At 34.3% G+C, this 18,701-nt stretch carries 20 protein-coding genes and 1 tRNA gene; 2 read left to right on the plus strand and 19 right to left on the minus strand.

The features are described 5' to 3' along the window. The 3 genes from ACGH6P_RS10085 to recQ all read right to left on the minus strand — a co-directional run bounded on the left by ACGH6P_RS10085 (position 1) and on the right by recQ (position 4,489). Positions 1–1,176 (minus strand): M20 family metallopeptidase, encoded by a 1,176-nt coding sequence (locus ACGH6P_RS10085; RefSeq protein ID WP_411597390.1) that lies wholly within the window; start codon positions 1,174–1,176, stop codon positions 1–3. Positions 1,177–1,317: 141 nt separating this feature from the next. Then, a complete protein-coding gene (locus tag ACGH6P_RS10090; RefSeq protein ID WP_411597399.1) occupies positions 1,318–2,544 on the minus strand; it encodes a hypothetical protein in 1,227 nt (408 codons plus the stop codon). Positions 2,545–2,659: 115 nt separating this feature from the next. Then, positions 2,660–4,489, minus strand: coding sequence for a DNA helicase RecQ (recQ, locus tag ACGH6P_RS10095; RefSeq protein ID WP_411597391.1), 1,830 nt, complete (start codon positions 4,487–4,489; stop codon positions 2,660–2,662). 234 nt (positions 4,490–4,723) lie between these two features. On the opposite strand from recQ, the gene ACGH6P_RS10100 reads away from it, so the two are divergent. Continuing rightward, positions 4,724–4,800 (plus strand) — tRNA-Val (locus ACGH6P_RS10100). 241 nt (positions 4,801–5,041) lie between these two features. Next, positions 5,042–5,977 (plus strand): tyrosine-type recombinase/integrase, encoded by a 936-nt coding sequence (locus ACGH6P_RS10105; RefSeq protein WP_267360067.1) that lies wholly within the window; start codon positions 5,042–5,044, stop codon positions 5,975–5,977. A 770-nt stretch (positions 5,978–6,747) separates the two neighbouring features. Here the strand turns inward: ACGH6P_RS10105 and ACGH6P_RS10110 are convergent. The 16 genes from ACGH6P_RS10110 to ACGH6P_RS10185 form a co-directional block, all read right to left on the minus strand. After that, positions 6,748–6,972 (minus strand): tail fiber assembly protein, encoded by a 225-nt coding sequence (locus tag ACGH6P_RS10110; protein ID WP_065557970.1) that lies wholly within the window; start codon positions 6,970–6,972, stop codon positions 6,748–6,750. Positions 6,973–6,981: 9 nt separating this feature from the next. Further along, positions 6,982–7,185 (minus strand): hypothetical protein, encoded by a 204-nt coding sequence (locus ACGH6P_RS10115; RefSeq protein ID WP_267360071.1) that lies wholly within the window; start codon positions 7,183–7,185, stop codon positions 6,982–6,984. A gap of 2 nt (positions 7,186–7,187) precedes the next feature. Then, a complete protein-coding gene (locus tag ACGH6P_RS10120) occupies positions 7,188–7,937 on the minus strand; it encodes a hypothetical protein (RefSeq protein ID WP_411590771.1) in 750 nt (249 codons plus the stop codon). Continuing rightward, entirely contained in the window at positions 7,934–8,590 is a 657-nt protein-coding gene (locus ACGH6P_RS10125) for a DUF2612 domain-containing protein (protein WP_267351857.1), read from the minus strand. Before ACGH6P_RS10125 ends, ACGH6P_RS10120 begins: the two co-directional genes overlap by 4 nt. Then, positions 8,583–9,704 carry a baseplate J/gp47 family protein gene (locus ACGH6P_RS10130; protein WP_411597392.1) on the minus strand — a complete coding sequence of 374 codons (1,122 nt, stop codon included), beginning with the start codon at positions 9,702–9,704 and terminating at the stop codon, positions 8,583–8,585. The genes ACGH6P_RS10125 and ACGH6P_RS10130 overlap by 8 nt, the downstream gene beginning before the upstream one ends. Then, positions 9,685–10,050 (minus strand): hypothetical protein, encoded by a 366-nt coding sequence (locus ACGH6P_RS10135; RefSeq protein ID WP_267351853.1) that lies wholly within the window; start codon positions 10,048–10,050, stop codon positions 9,685–9,687. The genes ACGH6P_RS10130 and ACGH6P_RS10135 overlap by 20 nt, the downstream gene beginning before the upstream one ends. Then, positions 10,047–10,715, minus strand: coding sequence for a Gp138 family membrane-puncturing spike protein (locus ACGH6P_RS10140; RefSeq protein WP_267360080.1), 669 nt, complete (start codon positions 10,713–10,715; stop codon positions 10,047–10,049). The genes ACGH6P_RS10135 and ACGH6P_RS10140 overlap by 4 nt, the downstream gene beginning before the upstream one ends. Before the next feature lie 428 nt (positions 10,716–11,143). Then, positions 11,144–11,431: a DUF6694 family lipoprotein gene (locus ACGH6P_RS10145; RefSeq protein WP_267351849.1), complete on the minus strand. Its 288-nt coding sequence runs from the start codon at positions 11,429–11,431 to the stop codon at positions 11,144–11,146. A gap of 60 nt (positions 11,432–11,491) precedes the next feature. Continuing rightward, entirely contained in the window at positions 11,492–12,325 is an 834-nt protein-coding gene (locus tag ACGH6P_RS10150; protein WP_411597393.1) for a phage protein, read from the minus strand. Next, positions 12,270–12,626 (minus strand): phage baseplate plug protein, encoded by a 357-nt coding sequence (locus tag ACGH6P_RS10155; protein WP_267351846.1) that lies wholly within the window; start codon positions 12,624–12,626, stop codon positions 12,270–12,272. Before ACGH6P_RS10155 ends, ACGH6P_RS10150 begins: the two co-directional genes overlap by 56 nt. A 68-nt stretch (positions 12,627–12,694) precedes the next feature. Continuing rightward, the gene (locus tag ACGH6P_RS10160; protein ID WP_411597394.1) at positions 12,695–13,417 is read right to left on the minus strand and encodes a phage baseplate protein; all 723 of its coding nucleotides are present in this window, start codon (positions 13,415–13,417) and stop codon (positions 12,695–12,697) included. After that, complete coding sequence (locus ACGH6P_RS10165) at positions 13,417–15,306, minus strand: hypothetical protein (RefSeq protein WP_411597395.1); 1,890 nt, start codon at positions 15,304–15,306, stop codon at positions 13,417–13,419. Before ACGH6P_RS10165 ends, ACGH6P_RS10160 begins: the two co-directional genes overlap by 1 nt. A 141-nt stretch (positions 15,307–15,447) precedes the next feature. After that, positions 15,448–15,864, minus strand: coding sequence for a phage tail assembly chaperone (locus ACGH6P_RS10170; protein WP_411597396.1), 417 nt, complete (start codon positions 15,862–15,864; stop codon positions 15,448–15,450). Continuing rightward, entirely contained in the window at positions 15,864–16,298 is a 435-nt protein-coding gene (locus ACGH6P_RS10175) for a phage protein (protein WP_065558727.1), read from the minus strand. Before ACGH6P_RS10175 ends, ACGH6P_RS10170 begins: the two co-directional genes overlap by 1 nt. A 9-nt stretch (positions 16,299–16,307) precedes the next feature. Further along, positions 16,308–17,819 carry a DUF3383 domain-containing protein gene (locus ACGH6P_RS10180; protein ID WP_411597397.1) on the minus strand — a complete coding sequence of 504 codons (1,512 nt, stop codon included), beginning with the start codon at positions 17,817–17,819 and terminating at the stop codon, positions 16,308–16,310. Continuing rightward, positions 17,816–18,313, minus strand: coding sequence for an LIC_12616 family protein (locus tag ACGH6P_RS10185; RefSeq protein WP_267360092.1), 498 nt, complete (start codon positions 18,311–18,313; stop codon positions 17,816–17,818). Before ACGH6P_RS10185 ends, ACGH6P_RS10180 begins: the two co-directional genes overlap by 4 nt. Positions 18,314–18,701 lie beyond the last annotated feature (388 nt).

Genomic DNA, 18,701 nt, shown 5'->3' on the forward strand with positions numbered 1-18,701 from the left:
TTATTGATTCAAATATGACCAAGCATATTGTGCGTAAAATTCTGCGCCCATAGTCATGCCGTCTTCATCAACATTAAAACAACCATGGTGATGTGGCCACTGTGTATCTTTTTCAGGATTACCCGAACCCACTAATGCAAATGCACCAGGAATGTTTTCAGTATAAAAACTAAAGTCTTCGCCGCCAGTTGTTGGTGGCTCGAAATAAAGGGCTTGTTCACCAAACGATTCAACAATGACTTTTTGTGCTAATAGCGCAGATTGTTCATCATTAATGACGGGTAACGTGCCATAAATGTATTCTACTTCAGCCGTTGCACGATACATTGCGGCTACTTGATTGGCGTAACGGCGAATAGCATCTTCAATTTTATTTCGCACTTCAACACTAAAACAGCGAACAGTACCTTCTAAAACCGCATTTTCCGCAATAACATTGAAACGAGTGCCGACATCCATTTTTCCTATGGTGACCACGGCAGGGGTAAGCGGAGACACTTCACGTGAGACAATCGATTGTATGTTCATCACAAATGAAGATGCCACCATGACAGCATCAACCGTGTCGTGAGGCATCGAGCCATGCCCGCCCTTTCCTTTAAATCTGACAGTGAGCAAATCGGCAGAAGCAAAACTTGAACCTACCACACAGGATACTTTTCCGACAGGTGTTTGTGACCAGATATGCATACCAAAGGCTGTATCTACATCATCTAATACACCTTGTTTTATCATGCCTTTTGCACCTTGTGCGATCTCTTCAGCAGGCTGAAAAACTAATCTCACATTACCTTTTAGTTGATCACGTATTGCATAAAGCGCTTTTGCCGCAGTCAGTAGCATGGCTGCATGCGTGTCATGTCCGCAAGCATGCATCTTACCGTTTATGGTTGATTTGTAATCAATATTGTCGTTTAACTCTTGCACCGGTAATGCATCGATATCAGCTCTCAATAAAATTCTTTTACCTGGTTTTCCGCCTTGGATATCGGCAATAATACCGGTTGGCTCAGTACGACGATAAGGGATGCCAATTTTATCAAGCTGCTCTGCAATTTTATCTGTCGTTCTGAACTCTTCCCACGGTAATTCTGGGTGACGATGCAAATCACGGCGAAAAGCGACCATTTCTTTTATATTTTGTTGTACTATCTTTTTAATATCTTGATTTATCATTTTACTACCTTTGTTCTTGTTATTTAGTCCATCAAAATTAATGCGTTTGATATTGAAAACATATTAAGAAGATAGTTAGAAAAACTGTTCTTAAATCTTGTTATCCGATTAGTTGTCATCAAACTTGTAGACATTTATCATTTACTGTATTGCCGGTGCAACTATCATATTGACCATAAAGCCTGCTAAAACAACCGACACAATAGTGACTGAAATAAATCCACCAATCAACATAGGCGGTAACATATGACGAGTAAGTACCTCTTTTTCTTTTTCATTTTTGGTCAAATTATTAATCACTTCATTGGTAATAATATAATCAGCAGGAAACCCATAGAGTGCTGTTAGTGCTATCGAAAACGCCATTTCTCGACTAACGTTTAGCATTTTTCCGGCAATAAGTGAAAAGATAAACATACCAAGTACAGCTGCTAATATAAAGACAACCAAAGGCGTGATTAATCTTACTAGCATGTCAGGTGTAGCTTGACTTAATGTGTCAAAAATAAACAGCATAAGTCCCATGACAGCTAAACCAAAACCACCCGCCTTTTTTAAAGGATGGCGTTCAAGAAAACCACACGATGCGGCAATTACACCGAATAATAGACAAAGTACAAATGGACTTATACTAATAATAGGATCCAAGACTTTCGCCACGTAATAAGCAAAAAAGCCAATAATCGCAATTCGTAAAAAAATAAAATAGGTTGTGTTATACCGTGCTGAAAACATCGCAAACATTTTTGGCATTGGATGTTCATCATTAGATTCGGTTTCTTGTTTATTCGATGTAGACTTAGGATCATTTAAAGCATTCCATGTACCCTCATGATACTGTTTAAGCACTCTGCGCCCTTCACGTTTAAGCATGATTGAAGTGAGAGGATAACCAATAAAACCTTGCATGACATAAATAATAATGGCAAACACAGCAAGATCTTGCAAACCGGCCTTTGTTGCACCGCCTGCCATTATGATAGCGGAAACAATCCCACCCACTAAAGGTGGAATCGCAACAATAACTGTATTGTAGTCAAAAAATAAGTATCCAACGATCACAACCACAATGATGATTCCAACAATGCCTAACAGTGAAATAACGATAGTTTTCCATTGGCGCAGTAACTCTCTAACTGAAAGTAAAGTTCCCATGTTAACGACTAACAGATACATAAACATGACAGCAACAACTTTGGGTATTCCAGCTCGAGCGACAATATCTTTTGGGAAAAAAGTGAAGTAACCTGCTAAGAAAAGCACGGCACAAACAAAAACTGACGGCACCCATGCTTTGGTTCGTGTAGATACGATATCGCCTAAAAAAAGAATTAGTAGCAATAATACTAATGCAAGCATTTGAGACATATCATTCATTGTTGACATAAAAAGCTCCATTTTATTGGTTGTTAATTATTTAACTTTTCCTGTTGGATCATACAAATAATTATTATGCTAAGTTTATTTTTAAATAGTTTTAATATTATATATTGTTAATCATGTATTCTTTAATTTTATCAAGAAAAAGATTGCCATATTTTTCTAATTTAATTTTACCAACACCAGTAATATTGAGTAATTGTTGTTTGCTTTCAGGCATCGTTTGTACCATTTCGAGTAAGGTTGCATCACTAAAAATAATATAAGGTGGAACATCTTCACTATCGGCAATGTCTTTACGTAATTTTTTAAGATAACCAAATAAAATACGCTCTTCATAAGATAAAATAGTGGTTAAATTTATTGCTCTTGCATAACGATTTAAACGGCTTTTCTTCACAATTTCAAGTCGTGGTTTAGCCAAGGATAATGCAATTTCACCTTTCAATATTTGGCGTGCACGCTCTGTTAATTGTAGGGTATTATACGCAGCAATATTTTGTATTAGATAGCCATGATAAATTAATTGCCTTATCACATGAAGCCAATAATCAATGGAGTGTTCTTTTCCAATACCATAAACAGATAAACGATCATGTCCGTTTTCTTTTATCTTCGATCGGTTTGATCCTCGTAAAACCTCTGCAATATATTGCGCACCATAGCGCTGCTCAACACGATATATACAAGATAATACTTTTTGCGCATCAACTAAACCATCATAATGTTCAGGAGGATAAAGGCATATATCGCAGTTATTACAAGGTTCGTGTCGTTGTTCACCAAAATAGTTGAGTAAAACGATACGACGGCAAGTTAAACTTTGGGCAAATGATTGCATTGCATCGATTTTATGGAATTCAACATCTTTGTGTTGTCCTTCCATTTTTTCACTAATCTGTTGTCGGTACCAGCTCAGATCATTGGCATTAAACAGTAGCATAACTTCAGCCGGCACACCGTCACGCCCTGCTCGCCCGGTCTCTTGATAGTAAGCCTCGATACTGCGTGGACAATCGGCATGAACAACAAAACGGACATTCGGTTTATTGATCCCCATACCAAAAGCAACGGTTGCAACAATAATTTGAATATCATCTTTCAAAAAAGCTTCTTGTGCTTGTTGGCGTTGTTGATTAGTCAGTCCTGCATGATAAGCTGCAACGGAAAATCCCCGTGCAGCAAGTCTGGTAGTCATATCTTCTACTTTTGAACGACTAGCGCAATAAATAATGCCGCTATTCCCTTTTTGGGTTTCAATGAATGAGACAATTTGGTCGGTTAAATTATATTTTTCGACAACAGTATAACGGATATTTGGACGATCAAAGCTACGAACGACAACTAAGGGATCCACTAAATTTAATTGGGTAATAATATCCGCTTGAGTCATTTTATCGGCAGTAGCCGTTAAAGCAACAATCGGCACACCAGGAAAACGTGCTGAAAGTTGTCCCAATTGCCGATAATCAGGTCTAAAATCATGCCCCCACTGTGAAATACAATGTGCTTCATCAATTGCGATTAAAGACGGTGGATTTTGTTCGATTAAACTTTGAAAATAGGCTAATGCCAATCTTTCTGGTGAGATATATAAAAGCTTAATAGAATGATTAAGGTATTGTTCAATGACATTTTGCTGTTCGGATGACGATTGAGAACCATTTAGATAAGCAGCAGGAATACCATTTGCGGCTAATTGATCTACCTGATCTTTCATCAATGAAATTAAGGGTGAAATCACGATTGCCGTTTTGGGTAGGATTACAGCGGGGATTTGGTAACATAACGACTTTCCACCACCAGTAGGAATAATAATTAAAGTGTCACGCCCATCGATAATCGATTCGATAATTTCTTTTTGTTGATTTCGGAAAGATTTATAACCAAAAACATTATGCAAAACTGTATCAATCTGATCTTTTATCGACATGCTAACCTAAAAATAAATCACTGCTGTTAATTTATCGAGTATAGCTAAATTTAAAGCAACAAACCACCTTGAACTGATATTTGTTTTCAATTTAGATTTGTTATAGTTTTAAAACTAACAAATTTTGTGTTTTTTATAGTCAAAAATGTTCAACAGCTGAAAAAACAACCAAAAAATAATTTTTTTACTTGCTTGTAATCAATTTGAAAGCTAATATTTGCGTGTTTCAAATTTACGCCCGTAGCTCAGTTGGTTAGAGCATCACCTTGACATGGTGGGGGTCAGTGGTTCGAGTCCACCCGGGCGTACCATCATAATTTTAATGAATGCGTATCAAAACAATAAGTTCCAATATCCTTAACTAATCGTTTTTTCGAATTTCCACATCACAAAGTTTTTATTTAACTAAAATTATTCAAAATAAAATATAGATATAAAGTTTTAAATTCAAAAAATTAAAAAAATATCAACTGTTAAATATTGTAGTATAAATTAATTATTGAATTCACATTGAGTATCTAAATTTAATATCTCAATTTGCTAGCTAATTCAATGTATTTAGCGCAGAATATTCCATTTAAAGAATGGTATGCTATGCTTTTTCTATCTAAATTATTTCAATCTTCAAATTCAAAATTAGTTAATAACTGGCTTGATAACTATCTAGATATTCTATTAAAACGTAATTTAAAACCTAAAACTATCGAAATAAAAAAATATTTAATCAAAGTTATCAGACAAAACATTGGAAAAAGACCTTTAGCAAAAATCACACCTCAAGATATTGCTCAACTCATTAAGATTTATACTGATCAAGATAAAGCACCATCAGCGAAATGTATGTATCATTTACTCAAAGATATATTTAGAGAAGCTTATGCTCAAGGCTGGAATGATAAAAATCCAACTGATCCAATAAAATGCCCAAAAGTTACAGTAAAACGATCTCGAATGACATTAAATGAGTTTAAAAAAATATTAAATGAAGCTGACAAAACGGGAAATAAAACGTTACATGATGCAATGATGTTAGCCATAGTAACGGGTCAACGTCGTTCCGATATCGCAACTATGAAAAAATCTAACATTAAACGTAATTACTTATTAATTGAACAATATAAAACTGGAGCGAAAATAGCATTACCAGTTAAATTGAAATGTAAAAAACTGAATATTAGTTTAAAAGATATCATTGATTCAACCAAAAATAATTATTTGCTAAGCAATAATAATAAACAAATAAAGTTAGAAGCAATAACAAGACAATTTGCACGTTTACGTGATAAAGTTTTTAAAAAAAATTATTGGACAGGTACACCTACCACATTTCATGAAATAAGATCATTAGCAGAACGTTTATATCGAGAACAACGACTCGATACAATGACTTTATTAGGACACAAATCCCAACAAATGACAGATAGATATAATGACAATAGAGGTAGGGAATATAAAAAACTAAGGATTAATAAAGCATCCTATTTATGAGGTAGGTGAACATGTTGATTTTAAAAAAATAGCAATAAACGGCCAGCAGATTAGCCGTTTTATAATTGCTAAAGGTTCAAACATAAACGGCTGGTATGAAATATACAGTGATGGCTTTAAACGAGTTGGCAACAAATGGCCTGTCTCCAACCCGCTTCATTCACCAAACCCGTTAGGTTGTGTAAAAGTTCCATTCCCAATACCGTTTACCCAGACAGTTATATCTGTCAATGTCTCAATTGAAACATCTACACCTGCAGTTGAAATCATAAATTATGAAATCAATAGTTTGCATGAAATAGGGCTAACAGCGGGAATGTTCGGTGCATCGGGAATGGTTGCGATGAGTGAATTTGCATGTTCATACTCAGCCGAGGGATATTAATATGAGATATTTCAATAAAATAACAACGGCAGAGGTAATGCCCAGTATATATGATATCAATTATGATGTAATAGAATTAGACAATAATCATTGGTTTTTTACGTCGGACATACCCGACAATAAAAAAATAGTTGCTGATGCAAACGGACAATCAAAACTAAAGAATATTAGTGATAGTCTCAGCAATATAGATAAAATAAAAACCAACAAATAAAAACAACAACAATTAATTAATAATGTGGACACAAATAACAATCCTGCAAGACATTATCGATTAAGATATGCTAGAATCAAACGAGGCAGAAATGTAAAAACATACATGATTTTATTGACCCGTATTGATATTAATCAATCAGATATTAACTGGTCCCAAGAAACCGAGTAATCACTCGGGTATTTCAGGAAACACAGCGTTAACATGTGCCGTGTCAATACGAGGAACGTCAATGGAAAATAACTCTAAACGCTCTAATAGTCGTTTTTCATTATCTGTTGCTACGTTGTGTTTTATAGCGCATTGTAATAATGTTTTTTTCGTACTGGCGTCAGTTATTAATTTATCTCTGAGAGCTATGTTTTTCCTGATTTTAAAATCAGTTTCCGCAGCCATATCCAGTACCTATTGTCCACCGTTCCATTTGTGAAAACCTGACAGTGGGGACTCTGAATACGTTAAATCATTAAATATAACACACCCCGCATTGATTGCGTTAAATAAATCAATGTGTTGATCTTTTGTGATTTCAATTGAATCTGGTGGTATATCAATATTGATTTCATCTATATAAAATGATTGTGTTTTAAAATTATAAAAATGTTTCATACTCAAAATCCTAATGCTATGTAAAATAAATCGGTGTCAGCATATTCGCCAGGCCCACATCTTCCCCAACATCTAAATTGTGATGCTGAAATTGGGTGTGCCGATGTTGAATTTGCGCCGTAATACCTATCGCTTGTCATAACCAGAAAACACGTATGCGGAAACGCTGTATGAAACGATTGTATATAGCCATTCACCCCAGCAGTTTGAGAATATCTTGATTCCCCCCATTGAATCACTAATCCGCTGGGTAGTTTTATATAACCATTTTTATTGAATGATCCGGTGTAATCGTTGCTACAAATTAAATCGCGGTTATTAACAGTTGGCCGTTCTTTAAAATCAACATGTTCACCTACCTCATAAATAGGATCACTACCATTCATTATTTTTTGTGCGGGTAAAGCATTAAAATAATCTGCCTGTAATCTTTGCCACTTAGAGGTGTCGCTCGACGGTTGTGCATTGTCATTTTTAACTATGGCTATGTATAAAGCACCATTATATTTTATAATAGCATTTTCTGGATAAGTAACTAACTCACTCCATTCTGGCACACCTTGTTGTAACAGATATAGTATATTTTTATCAATTCGATTAAATGCGCCATTCATCCATTCCATTGGTGGTTTCGAAGCAGTTTGATCGATGGTGATTCCCCAGCCTCGACTTACATCAGGAAAATCCGTAACTTCCCCTTTTTTTGCTGAATCTGCAAAGATTAAATAATCTGGTTTTTTTTGTATAATCATTGAATAGTTCCTATTTCTTGAAGTCGAACAAATTTGCCTAAATTAAAACCGAATGATGCATTGTCATGCGAAAATCCAAACGGTTCATTATTAATTAGAACAATATATTGATACATAACACCAACAGGTCGGGCTAAAATATCCATTTTACTAATTGCATACAAAGTAAGTGAATTGAGTTGATCACTGTTAACTAATACGTTCATTGTCATATTTTGGGAATCAATAATATTTCCATGTTTGCCAATCACGAATTTAATTGATTTTACAATGTTTGATATTTCACCACTTTGATAATTTTTAGTAATTTTTGCCTTAATAAAGAAACGATAATCGCTATCATTTAATACAACAGATGCCGTTAAAGCATCGCCATGTCGATAAAATTCACCAATATCAAATGATAATGCTGTGTTATCTTCTAACCATCCAAAATATTCTTTGGTGATAGCAGAAGGTAATACGCGCGAGACGCCAACATGACGACCAATCAAATCAAGTGCATAACCTGTCGCGTCGTTGATGCTGAGAACATCCGCAATTTGAATGACATTGTTAAATGTGTTACCAGTCTCTTTATTGATAGCTCTGATAGTGCCTAATGCCTTGGGTTTTGTACGATATTGCCAAATGAGGAATTTTTCTCTATTCATCTATTAGCACCTCAACATGCGTTATCTGTGCATACTCTCGATAATCGATATTGACAATGTTGGCACTGTTTACAGCGAGTTCTTTAATATAAAATCCGTCAACTAAGTTAATGCTTGAAATAATGCGAGATGCATACACATTTTCACCAATTTCAAAATCAAGACTTTTTAAATTAGCTTTAATCTGTTCTGAATTGATATCATTAAAAGATTTGTAACGACCAATTGTCATTGAGACATTGATATCGACTTTTCTTGGTCTATCAAAGTGAACTTTTCGAGGTATTTCATCTAATAAATACATCGTCTCAATTTTTCCAAATAGTCCACAACCGCCAATTTTCTTTTTAGTGATCACCTCTGCTATTTGTTCATCATCGCCACCAAGGATCACGGCATTAAATGAATGAGCAGGCACACCCTTTTCATCCGTTTTATTCGTATAGTTTTCATATACTACGCATTTAGTCACACCGGTTATATTCATTAATGCAGACTGTATGCCTTGGCGATCATCATGATTATTGATTGAGTGTGATAACATAAAGCGTTTTAATAGTTGCGCATCAGTTTCTTCGTCAACTCCGCCATAGCTTTGGGTGTTGGCAGTAATTTTATCTACGCCGATGATAATAGTGCTCGGTGTAAATTCATCCATTGCGTTAACGGTATAATGACCTAACTCTAGCGACCTAAATTTTGAACGAGCACTACCTAAATCATTTAATTTTATTGGCTCTGTTGTTACCCATTTATTTTTGTTTTTATCAACATAAATAGCGTTTTGAGGAATCAATGTGTTTGGCATTCCATTAAAAATGACTTCATCGATGTATGAATATGATGCGGTTATTCTGGTTAATCCTGCATACATTGCCCGTTGTTCCAACCACTGCCCAGTCGCTTGATAAGGGTCTAACATCTGAATAATAAATGATACTGCTTGATGTATGTTCGATAATTCCTGAGAAAATAAACCGAGCAATTGCCCATCTGGCGTATCACTATCTAAATTGACATTTTCACCATAAATCGATTTAAAACTTGTTATTAAACGATTTTTAATTGTGTCAAAATCATCAATAACAATTCCTTTATCTGTTATCTGTAACATTAAATGAAGCCTCATTAGAATTGTTGAATTTATCTGTGTAGGTAATTTGAATGAGAAACTCACGCGTCTCGCTATCCAATAAAATATCGAACTCATCAATACTAATCACACCTTCAATGTTGAAAATTTGTTTTTTTATATCAATTTCCAACTGTTTAGTATTTGGGTTTTTAGCAAGATAATCAAACCAGGCAATACCGTCATTGCGATCCAAAAACCAATCTTTTTTTAAGGATAATAATTTAGTTTTTACACACTGGGCTATTGCATCTGACTGATGTAAATAATTAGCCAAACCTTGCCCAAATGTCCAATCATGATTATTGTCTAGCTCTCTTACTTTCATGTTGGCTCTCCTGTCGTGTCATCGCCGCTTTTCACACCTGTATGTCTATGAGTATTCAAACTAATTCCTTTGTTTGTTATGACATCTTGTGCAGTGATTATGCCGGAACTAATTGTATTGCCATTAGATTGATTGAAACTACCAATTTGGTCATAGTTTCCAAACTGTTGCTTATTTCCTTCATGTACAATATTGCCTTTGATATAGATTGTTCCTTGCGTTAATCGAATATGAGTTTGACCGTCATCTGTTTGCATCGATACGCCATCATGATAAAAATCTGGAATTTTGTTAGGCACACTGTTACAACCTACGATAAAAAAACCATCGCTTAAGTCATTCATGCGATTATCAAGCGGTTTTGATGCTTCGCCCGATGCAAACCAGCCATCAATACAACGGCTGGAAAAGACCACCAGACCTTCATCACCTGCTTTGATAGGTACCGTCATACAAAAACCGCCGGCGTGAGGAAATTGTGCAGGAACATCAACCAATGGCGGAATCGATATCTCTTCCCCATTTGCTAATACTCTATTAATCATCGGTTTACATTGCACTGTATGACCATCAAAACTGATCACCTTTGCAGGCAATGCCGTATAAATATTTGATTGGGCACGTTTAATTTGATTTTCAATTGCTTGGTATAGTGTATCAACCATAATTTACCTACGAATTTAAGCCAATAAAAAACCACCTTTAGCAGGTGGTTAATTTATTGTTGGTTACAGAGTAATTGTCTTGTATTGACTGATAGAATGATTATTTTAATTAAAATAACTTATTGTTTTATAAAAGATATCAGAAATTTAATTTTGATTTGATAGATTAGAAAATATTTGAAACGAATGGAAATAAAAAAATTACGTTGAGATTGCAATCTTTAGCTTCGGGAACGTTAGTGTATATCTGCTAACTTTAATATTACAGTAAAATGTTTGATTCGATTAAGCGTTTAACTTTGTTTTAATAAAGCTTTACTTAAGACATCTAAACAATGGTACAATAACCATAAAACTGACCTGATTCCAAAAATTGCAATCTTTTTTAGATATTAATCATGAATATTCATTTGATTGCATTAATAGAGTTAATTAATTTGCTCAGCAAGTTTAATCACTTCTGAAACAGTTTTACCATCAAGTTTTTGCTTCATGATTTCTTCCATTTTCTTATTATCGTAATTTGCTTCAGTAGCCGCTTGCATATTAATTTTACTCAAAGCTGCTGTAAAAGATTGCGCTTCACTGAAGTTAAGGTCTTTTACAACTTCAGCTAATGATTCTTGATATTTTTCAGGTGTTGAAGCATCAATCTTTTTATCGCCACAAGCAGTTAATAAAGTTATAGACATTAAAAGTACAAGTAATTTTTTCATTTTTCCATCCTTTTATAAATTATATTGGGATGCTCATCCTATATCTAAATTGATAACAAATCAAATTTTTTCGAAATTACCAAAAATACACTGTAATTTGCTTTGCCAGTTATTCCCATATAGATCCCCACTATGTTGTAGCGCTTTAATTTTATAGTCTCCATTGAGTTCTGTGAGTTTAGATTCAACTCGAATTAATGCACCTATCTTATAATGCGGATTACATAATGTTGTTATTTCTAACCCTTTATCTGTCTTTTTAGGCGTTCCTATCATGCCCGTCGTTCTTGAAATAACAAATCCTTCATGATTTGAAATAGCCTTACTTTTGGGGATAACAATCAGTTCGTCATCCTGAATAGACCAATCGGCATCATTATTATTTGCTATTTGGTGCATAAGTTCGCGAGTATCACACATGAAAACTTTTCCGCGAGGAAGTGCTTTATTATTAGGAAGATTAACATTGCCTTTTTTTAAACCAAAACTTTTTAACGCTTCATTAAAAAAATCATTGTCAGTTTGTCCTTTTTCTAATGTTTTGATAATAACTTTTTCTGTAAAAGCTTTATGACCATCAGCACACCTTAGGGTCGTGATAATATCCAGTTCAGAAAGTTGATTTTCCACCGTTAAAATATCGCCACAAAAAATCATCCGTAAAACATCATCCTGATAACTTACATATAATTCTACATAATCATATTGTTTTGTGCTGATTAAATTACGATTTGAATCGTTGAGGTTGTATATTGAAATTTCAGCGGTGTTAGGATCGGAAGTAAGTGTTTTGTTGACCGAGAAAGTGACTCTAAGATTGTTCAATACAATACTTTCTTTACGATTGCCTATTTTCAGTTCTAAAACTCGCCCGAATTGTCTCACGATATTCATCCTTTGTCATAATTAATAATTGCATTCGATTATGTAAGTCATTTTTCGTTATTGCATTAATTCCTAATCCTGATTTGTCATAAAGGACTAAAACAAAAGGAAGGTCAAATTCAATAAGCGCTGGACTGCCTACAGACAGTCCTTTATTGGTTGTAATATATTGATTATTGTTAATATCAAACAAATCAAATTGGTAGCCGACTAATACCGTATTGAATCTTAATGTTAATCGTAAATTCATATCGTATAATGTAAAGGTTTGTTCTAGCACATCATCATAAGTTGTCTGAATTATATACATACTTAATCTCTCAAATTTTCTTTATTTACCAACAACTAATCACTTTTTTAGCTTTGAAGTTATCTACATTACTTAATAAACCAACTAAAAATCTTATAAAGAACAGATTTTAGTTCTTCGATTTTCTGTGGTTGTGTTTTACCAAGATTCTGTTTTTTAACCGTTTGATTTAGACCACTTGCAATTTGCGTTTCGACGATAAAAATTTCTCGAAACGTTAAGGAAAACTCATCATAAGTATTTTTTTGTTGAGTCAAACCCACAGAACTTAGAACCATATTATTATATTGCTTAGCATTAGTTTGCAGGATAACAGGTTCACCACTCCGTTGAATTGCCAGCAATTTTTCGTAAGCGTCTGCAATACGATCTGAAAATAAGCTATTTATAATAGGAGACTGATATTCAGGTAGAAAATCGGCCACGACTTGATTCAACCTTTCAGCGCTTGTTTGAAAATGTGATGCAAATCGATTTACCATGTTTTCCGCTTGTGCTGCAAAAGTTTTGATTGGCATCGGCAAAGGGTAATTGAATAAATCTATTCCCAAAAAATGGTCAATCGAGAAAGTATTTTTTTCATATCCCACAATAAGACCATTTATTGAAATCTCTTTTGGTTCTAAAACTGCATGATCGGCAATATTAGCCCCATTTTCAATGGGATTTTCCGTGACTTTCAATTTTGATGTATGCTGTTCGACAGTATTAATATCTAAACTGAATACAAAATTGTCAGTAACAATTAACCCACTATTTTTTGATGATTTGTTTAAAATAGATTGAAACATCAGTTAGACCCCATCGCTGTAACTGTATTATCATTGATTCGTCTCGCAGCATTGTCGACAAGATTGCAAACTTGATCGAGACCATTCTGAGGTGTAGTTACATTCATTGTATTATGAATTATTATTTCACTGTTATTATTGACGTTTTTATTTAATGCAGATAAACCTCCAGCTTTTGCTACATCTGTACTTACGAGTGCAAGATTTTGGGTTGCGGAATAATTCGTGGCTTTAAGATTTTCTTCTTGAGCTTGTTCATCTTTATCATTACCAAAACCAAAAAAAGAAAGTACACCTTTTATTTTACTTTTCATCTTATCGATGACAGCAAAAAACTTGTCTTCAATCCATTTCAAACCATCTTTAAAAGGTTGCGTAATACAGTCAAGAATACCAGAAAACGTCTTTCCTAAATTATCGATAAAAGAAGTGACATCAACACCCCAAATCTCAAATAATCCTTTTATGAATTCCCAAGCAGCTTTAAATGGCGCTGTAATAAAATCAGTTATTGCTTCAAAGGTTTGACCAATTTTCTCAGTTGTTGAAGTGCTATCATCCGTCCAAATTGTAAATAAGCTTTTAACCAATTCCCAAGCAGCCTTAAATGGTGCCGTAATTAAGTCTAAAATTGCGTCAAAGGTAGCGCCTATTGCATTGACCGTTTTCTCGGCATTTTCTTCACTCATACCAAAGTACATGAGTATATCTTTTATACCATTTTTAAAGAAATTAGTAACTTTATTCCAAAAATCAGAAAAAAAGGAAACAAGAAAATCCCAATTATCGTAAATAAGATAAGCAGCCAAAGCGATAGCAGTAATAATAGCCAGAATAGGATTAGCTATCATGATAGACGTCAGTGTTTTTATTGCACTGCCAATTGTTTTAATAATTTTAACTAAATTTCCAAGCGTTTTGAGAGCATTACCAATACTTAGAATAGCATTGGAGATTGAGGTAATTAATTTAGCTTTAGCTGATACCCACGCTATTTTTCCGCCTAATAAAAGCAAATAGCCCAATACGGCAAAAATAATACTTTTCCAGTTTTTATCTAAATTTTGCCACCAAGTTATTGCATTTTTGATGTTGTCGATACACGCTTGCCAAAATGGAGCAAATTGACTCTTACCACCTTTTAAGAAAACCATAAAATCATCAATGATCAACAATAATCCAGCTATCAAACCGATGACTAGCCCAATCGGACTAAACAGCATAGCACGATTTAAGACTGCCCAAGCAACACTCAAGGCTATTATGGCATTTTCCCAACCAATGCTCTTAGAAATTATCATATCGATAAATTCAAAAGCATGTTTTATAACTTGAATAAAATTCGAAACAACACTAATTACAACGTTGATACCTTTGGCAATCAATTCCTTGTTAGCTTTGAGCCATTTATTAAAGCTTATTACAAGATCAGTTACCCTTGGTAATAATCCTAAAGCAATTTTTGTTTTTATGCTATCAATCGCAAGACCGGACTTCTCAAGTTCGATCTTATATTTTTTTACTTGTGCCAGTTCACTTTTTGAAATCGAAAATAAGAGATTTTTTTTGCCAGCAAGTTCTTCTGCTTTATCAATAGCGCTATTAAAAGCGCTAATCAATTTTTCCCCATAGTTTTTGGCTGCAGCCGTAATACTTGTTAAAGCTTGTTTTAAAATCTCAAATTTAGATTTAGCTTTTTCAGATGACTCAGCCACTTTTTCATTAGATTGACTCGCATCGTTAATCGCATTATTAAGTGTAGTATTTATAACTTTACCAATGTTAGATAACTTCATTGCACTGATTTCTAAAAAAGCCGTGACTTTAGTTAGATTGTTTACCTGTGAGATATCAACACCAATTTTTATCAAATATTGCTCTAGATGCACTTTAATTCTCCTTTGGCTTTTCAGCCAATCTAACTTCTGCTATCACATGGTGCATATCGATAACATCATCAAGTGAATATACAGTTTTTAATTCGTGGAGTGTTGCATAATTGTTGACAATAACACTCCACATAAACCAATCTATATCGCTTTCTTGGCTATCTCCTCCAAGCTGAGCGTATTTAGATTGGATAATAGGCCACTTGGTAAAAAAGCCAAAAAATGGAACTTCAATCCTTCAATGATGATTTGGTAATAATGACTTCTATGCGCATTAAAAAATTCACTGACTTCTCTTGGATTTTGGAATAGTATCTTTTTTCCAGCTTCATCTGTGGCAGTGACATAATCGAGAATAAATCGCTCAATTTCTTCAAATTGCTCAGTTCCAATATTAGAAGCTAACTGTCCAATATCAAATCCTGATGTAGTATCACCGACAGAAAAACAGCCCTTTAAGAGGGCTGTGAGTTTTTTGAGATATTTATTGGCTTTGTAAAAATCTGCTTGTTTAAAGGTATAAACAACATTATCTATCATATAATCTTTGTTTTCCATTATTGACCTCCTTTGATGTTAAATTCAGCTTTCGTTGCTTTAAGTGTCCATGTTAAACCATTGTGAGCTGTACCACGTGCAATAGTTGGTGGCGTGGTAAACCAACATCCAGTCAATAAAAATTCATCACCATTACGCAAATCTTTATAGGTAATTAATTTACCTTTAGCTTTTGTCGGATTATTAATTTGGGCTTGTCGTAATTGATTTAATACTTCGTTAGTTTCAGTGTGCTGTAATGTTTTAATCGTGACAGTAGCACCTTTATTGCAAGTGTTAACAAACACCCCTTCACCATTGATACCATAAGTGATATCACCGTCATCCCCTATAGGTGCAATACTAATGGAATCTTGAGCATTTTCATAACCAGTTATTTCATAGCCATCTATTGTTAAGACAGCATCTTCTAAAGAAAAAGATTTATTAGACATCGTGTATCCTTATCGATTAAATTGAACAATAATATCAACGCTGTGACCTGCACCAGCAAGTTTCAATGCGCAATTAATTGGCATCATTTTGCGCGCTTCACGATCAGCCGTGTCTTGCGTATCAAAAGAATCAGAATAGAAATAGTATCCATTCACCGTATCGCCAAATTTCAGCTCACCAATATCGCCAAGCGACCATTTACCCATGCCAAGAAAACCGTTATTGACAAATTGTTCACCAATAATTTTTAACTTGCTGATTAAACGTTGTTGTCCTTTATCGGTTTGTGGAATTTTAGTCGGTTCACCTTGTAACGCATTAAATGCTTGTACTTGAATTGCATTGATGAATGCATCCAGTCCTGTGGTTTCATCAATGAATGTCCCACCAACCATAACGCCTTCTGCAAGCATATTAACACCAGCATAATCTGTATAAAAATTGACACCTAAACGACGACATTTCATCGCTTCATTGACAGTGATTTTGTCGTCTGATGTAACACTAGCTTCTTGTTTAAATTTGACTGTTTTAGCGGTATTAATACCTGTCCATACGGTGGTTAACGCAATGCCCATAAGTTCAGCTGCTGCATGGCTATTACCTTTGTTGTTATATTGAACCATCAAACGTCCGCTGTTTCGTTTTGACAATGTTTTTAAAACATTATCATCACTGTATTCAATATTTTTTTCTCGAGTTTCGGTATAGGCTAATACTTTGGCATTTTCAACCCCTTGAGCAACAACCCAATCATGCGCTTCCACTAATTCACTATCTGTAATAGTATTTGCAAAATACACACCATACCAATTTTGATATTGATTTTGTAATGCAGTTAATGCTTCAGCAGGCGACTCTTTACGATAAGTTGTCGCATCCTCTCCTTTAATTAATGATGCTTTACCATCAATTAAATTACAAAGATTACCGATATAAGAGCCTTCTGATTGAGAATCAAACACATATCCAAAATTATCGCCCTTACCTTCTTTTTGAGCAGCTAAAATAAATCTATTACCAACAGAATCATAAATAACTAAAACTCCACTATCTTTTAATTTAGTATTGATGACAGTTGCAACATCATTCATACTTGATACATTGCTAAAATCCAAATCAGTAATTTGATGTTTAGCATCACCAAAGTAAAAAGAAAAATAACCATCTTTAATACTCTTAAATTGAATATAGCTGACAGCTAAAGCAGAGCCATTAATTTTTGAACTCAACGCTTTAGTGGTAACCCCCTCTTGCATATATTTAGCAATCAATGCCGTTTTCGGTTTAGGTTGAGCAGAGAATAATGCGCAAGCAGCTTGATATGCATCAGAATCAGTGCCAAATAAATTTGCAACTGTTGTTGCATCTGAAACAACAACATAACGAATATCTTTATTGCTGAATTCTTCACACATATCTTTTGTAAAAATAGCCACAACGCTTAGGTCACGTTTTTGTGCCCCTCTTGGCGATTGTTGTAGAGTTGCATCTACGACTTGACTTAATGGTAAACTCATTTAGTAACCTCGAATGTAAAATTAACGCTATCACCGCGTTTAACGCTGGTTTTAACGATTGGATTGATGGAAAAAATAAGATCTACTTGTGCATGTTGAACGGTTTTGTCTGCAGAAGTTGTAGATACGTTTTCAATATCGGAGCATCGAAGATACCCCATTCTTAATTTCTTTAACTTTTGCCAAACAGGCGTGAACTGCATTGATTCTGTTAATTTGCATAGCTGTTCATAGGCATCTTTACCGTATGCTTTGACGGTAATGGTTGCTTCTTTTAGTGTCGATATCACTTCTTCTTCATCTTCACCGTGATATAAAATTTCTTTGCCTATCTCGGTTTGAGACATATTAAGAACAGTGATGAATTTATCTAAACGAGAGACATCGGGTATGTTATCCTCCTCAAATATAATTGTTTCAGGTAAAGACAGAATTTCCGCTATCAAACGTCTAACTTCAGTCATTTCAAGCTTAGAAACAGTCGTGATTGGCATAATGACTCCATAAAAAAGAAGATAGGGTTTAACGATAAGGTGATAATATAAAAACCATGCTGTTGTTGATTTATTATTTGTAATAAATTGATAAATCTAGTTGAATTGATTGTTCACATTATCCATTGTTAAATCATATAAACAGGGATTAAGTAGGTTAAAAATTTTTTAACCCAATCGAAGTAAAAACAATTGTGATTGTATAAAACTAGTTTGATATAACGTTATAAAACTGCGTTAATCATTAGGATATAATCATCATAACGCCATATATTATTTAATATTACATAAAGGGTGATGCGTAATTTATTTATTACACATAAACAGTGTGTTATTTTGAGGTGCAATGACCTGACAGTAGTATTGTTGCCATCCTTCGATTAGGGCT

This window comes from Gilliamella sp. CG25, from assembly GCF_046635705.1.
Lineage (GTDB): Bacteria > Pseudomonadota > Gammaproteobacteria > Enterobacterales > Orbaceae > Gilliamella > Gilliamella apicola_I.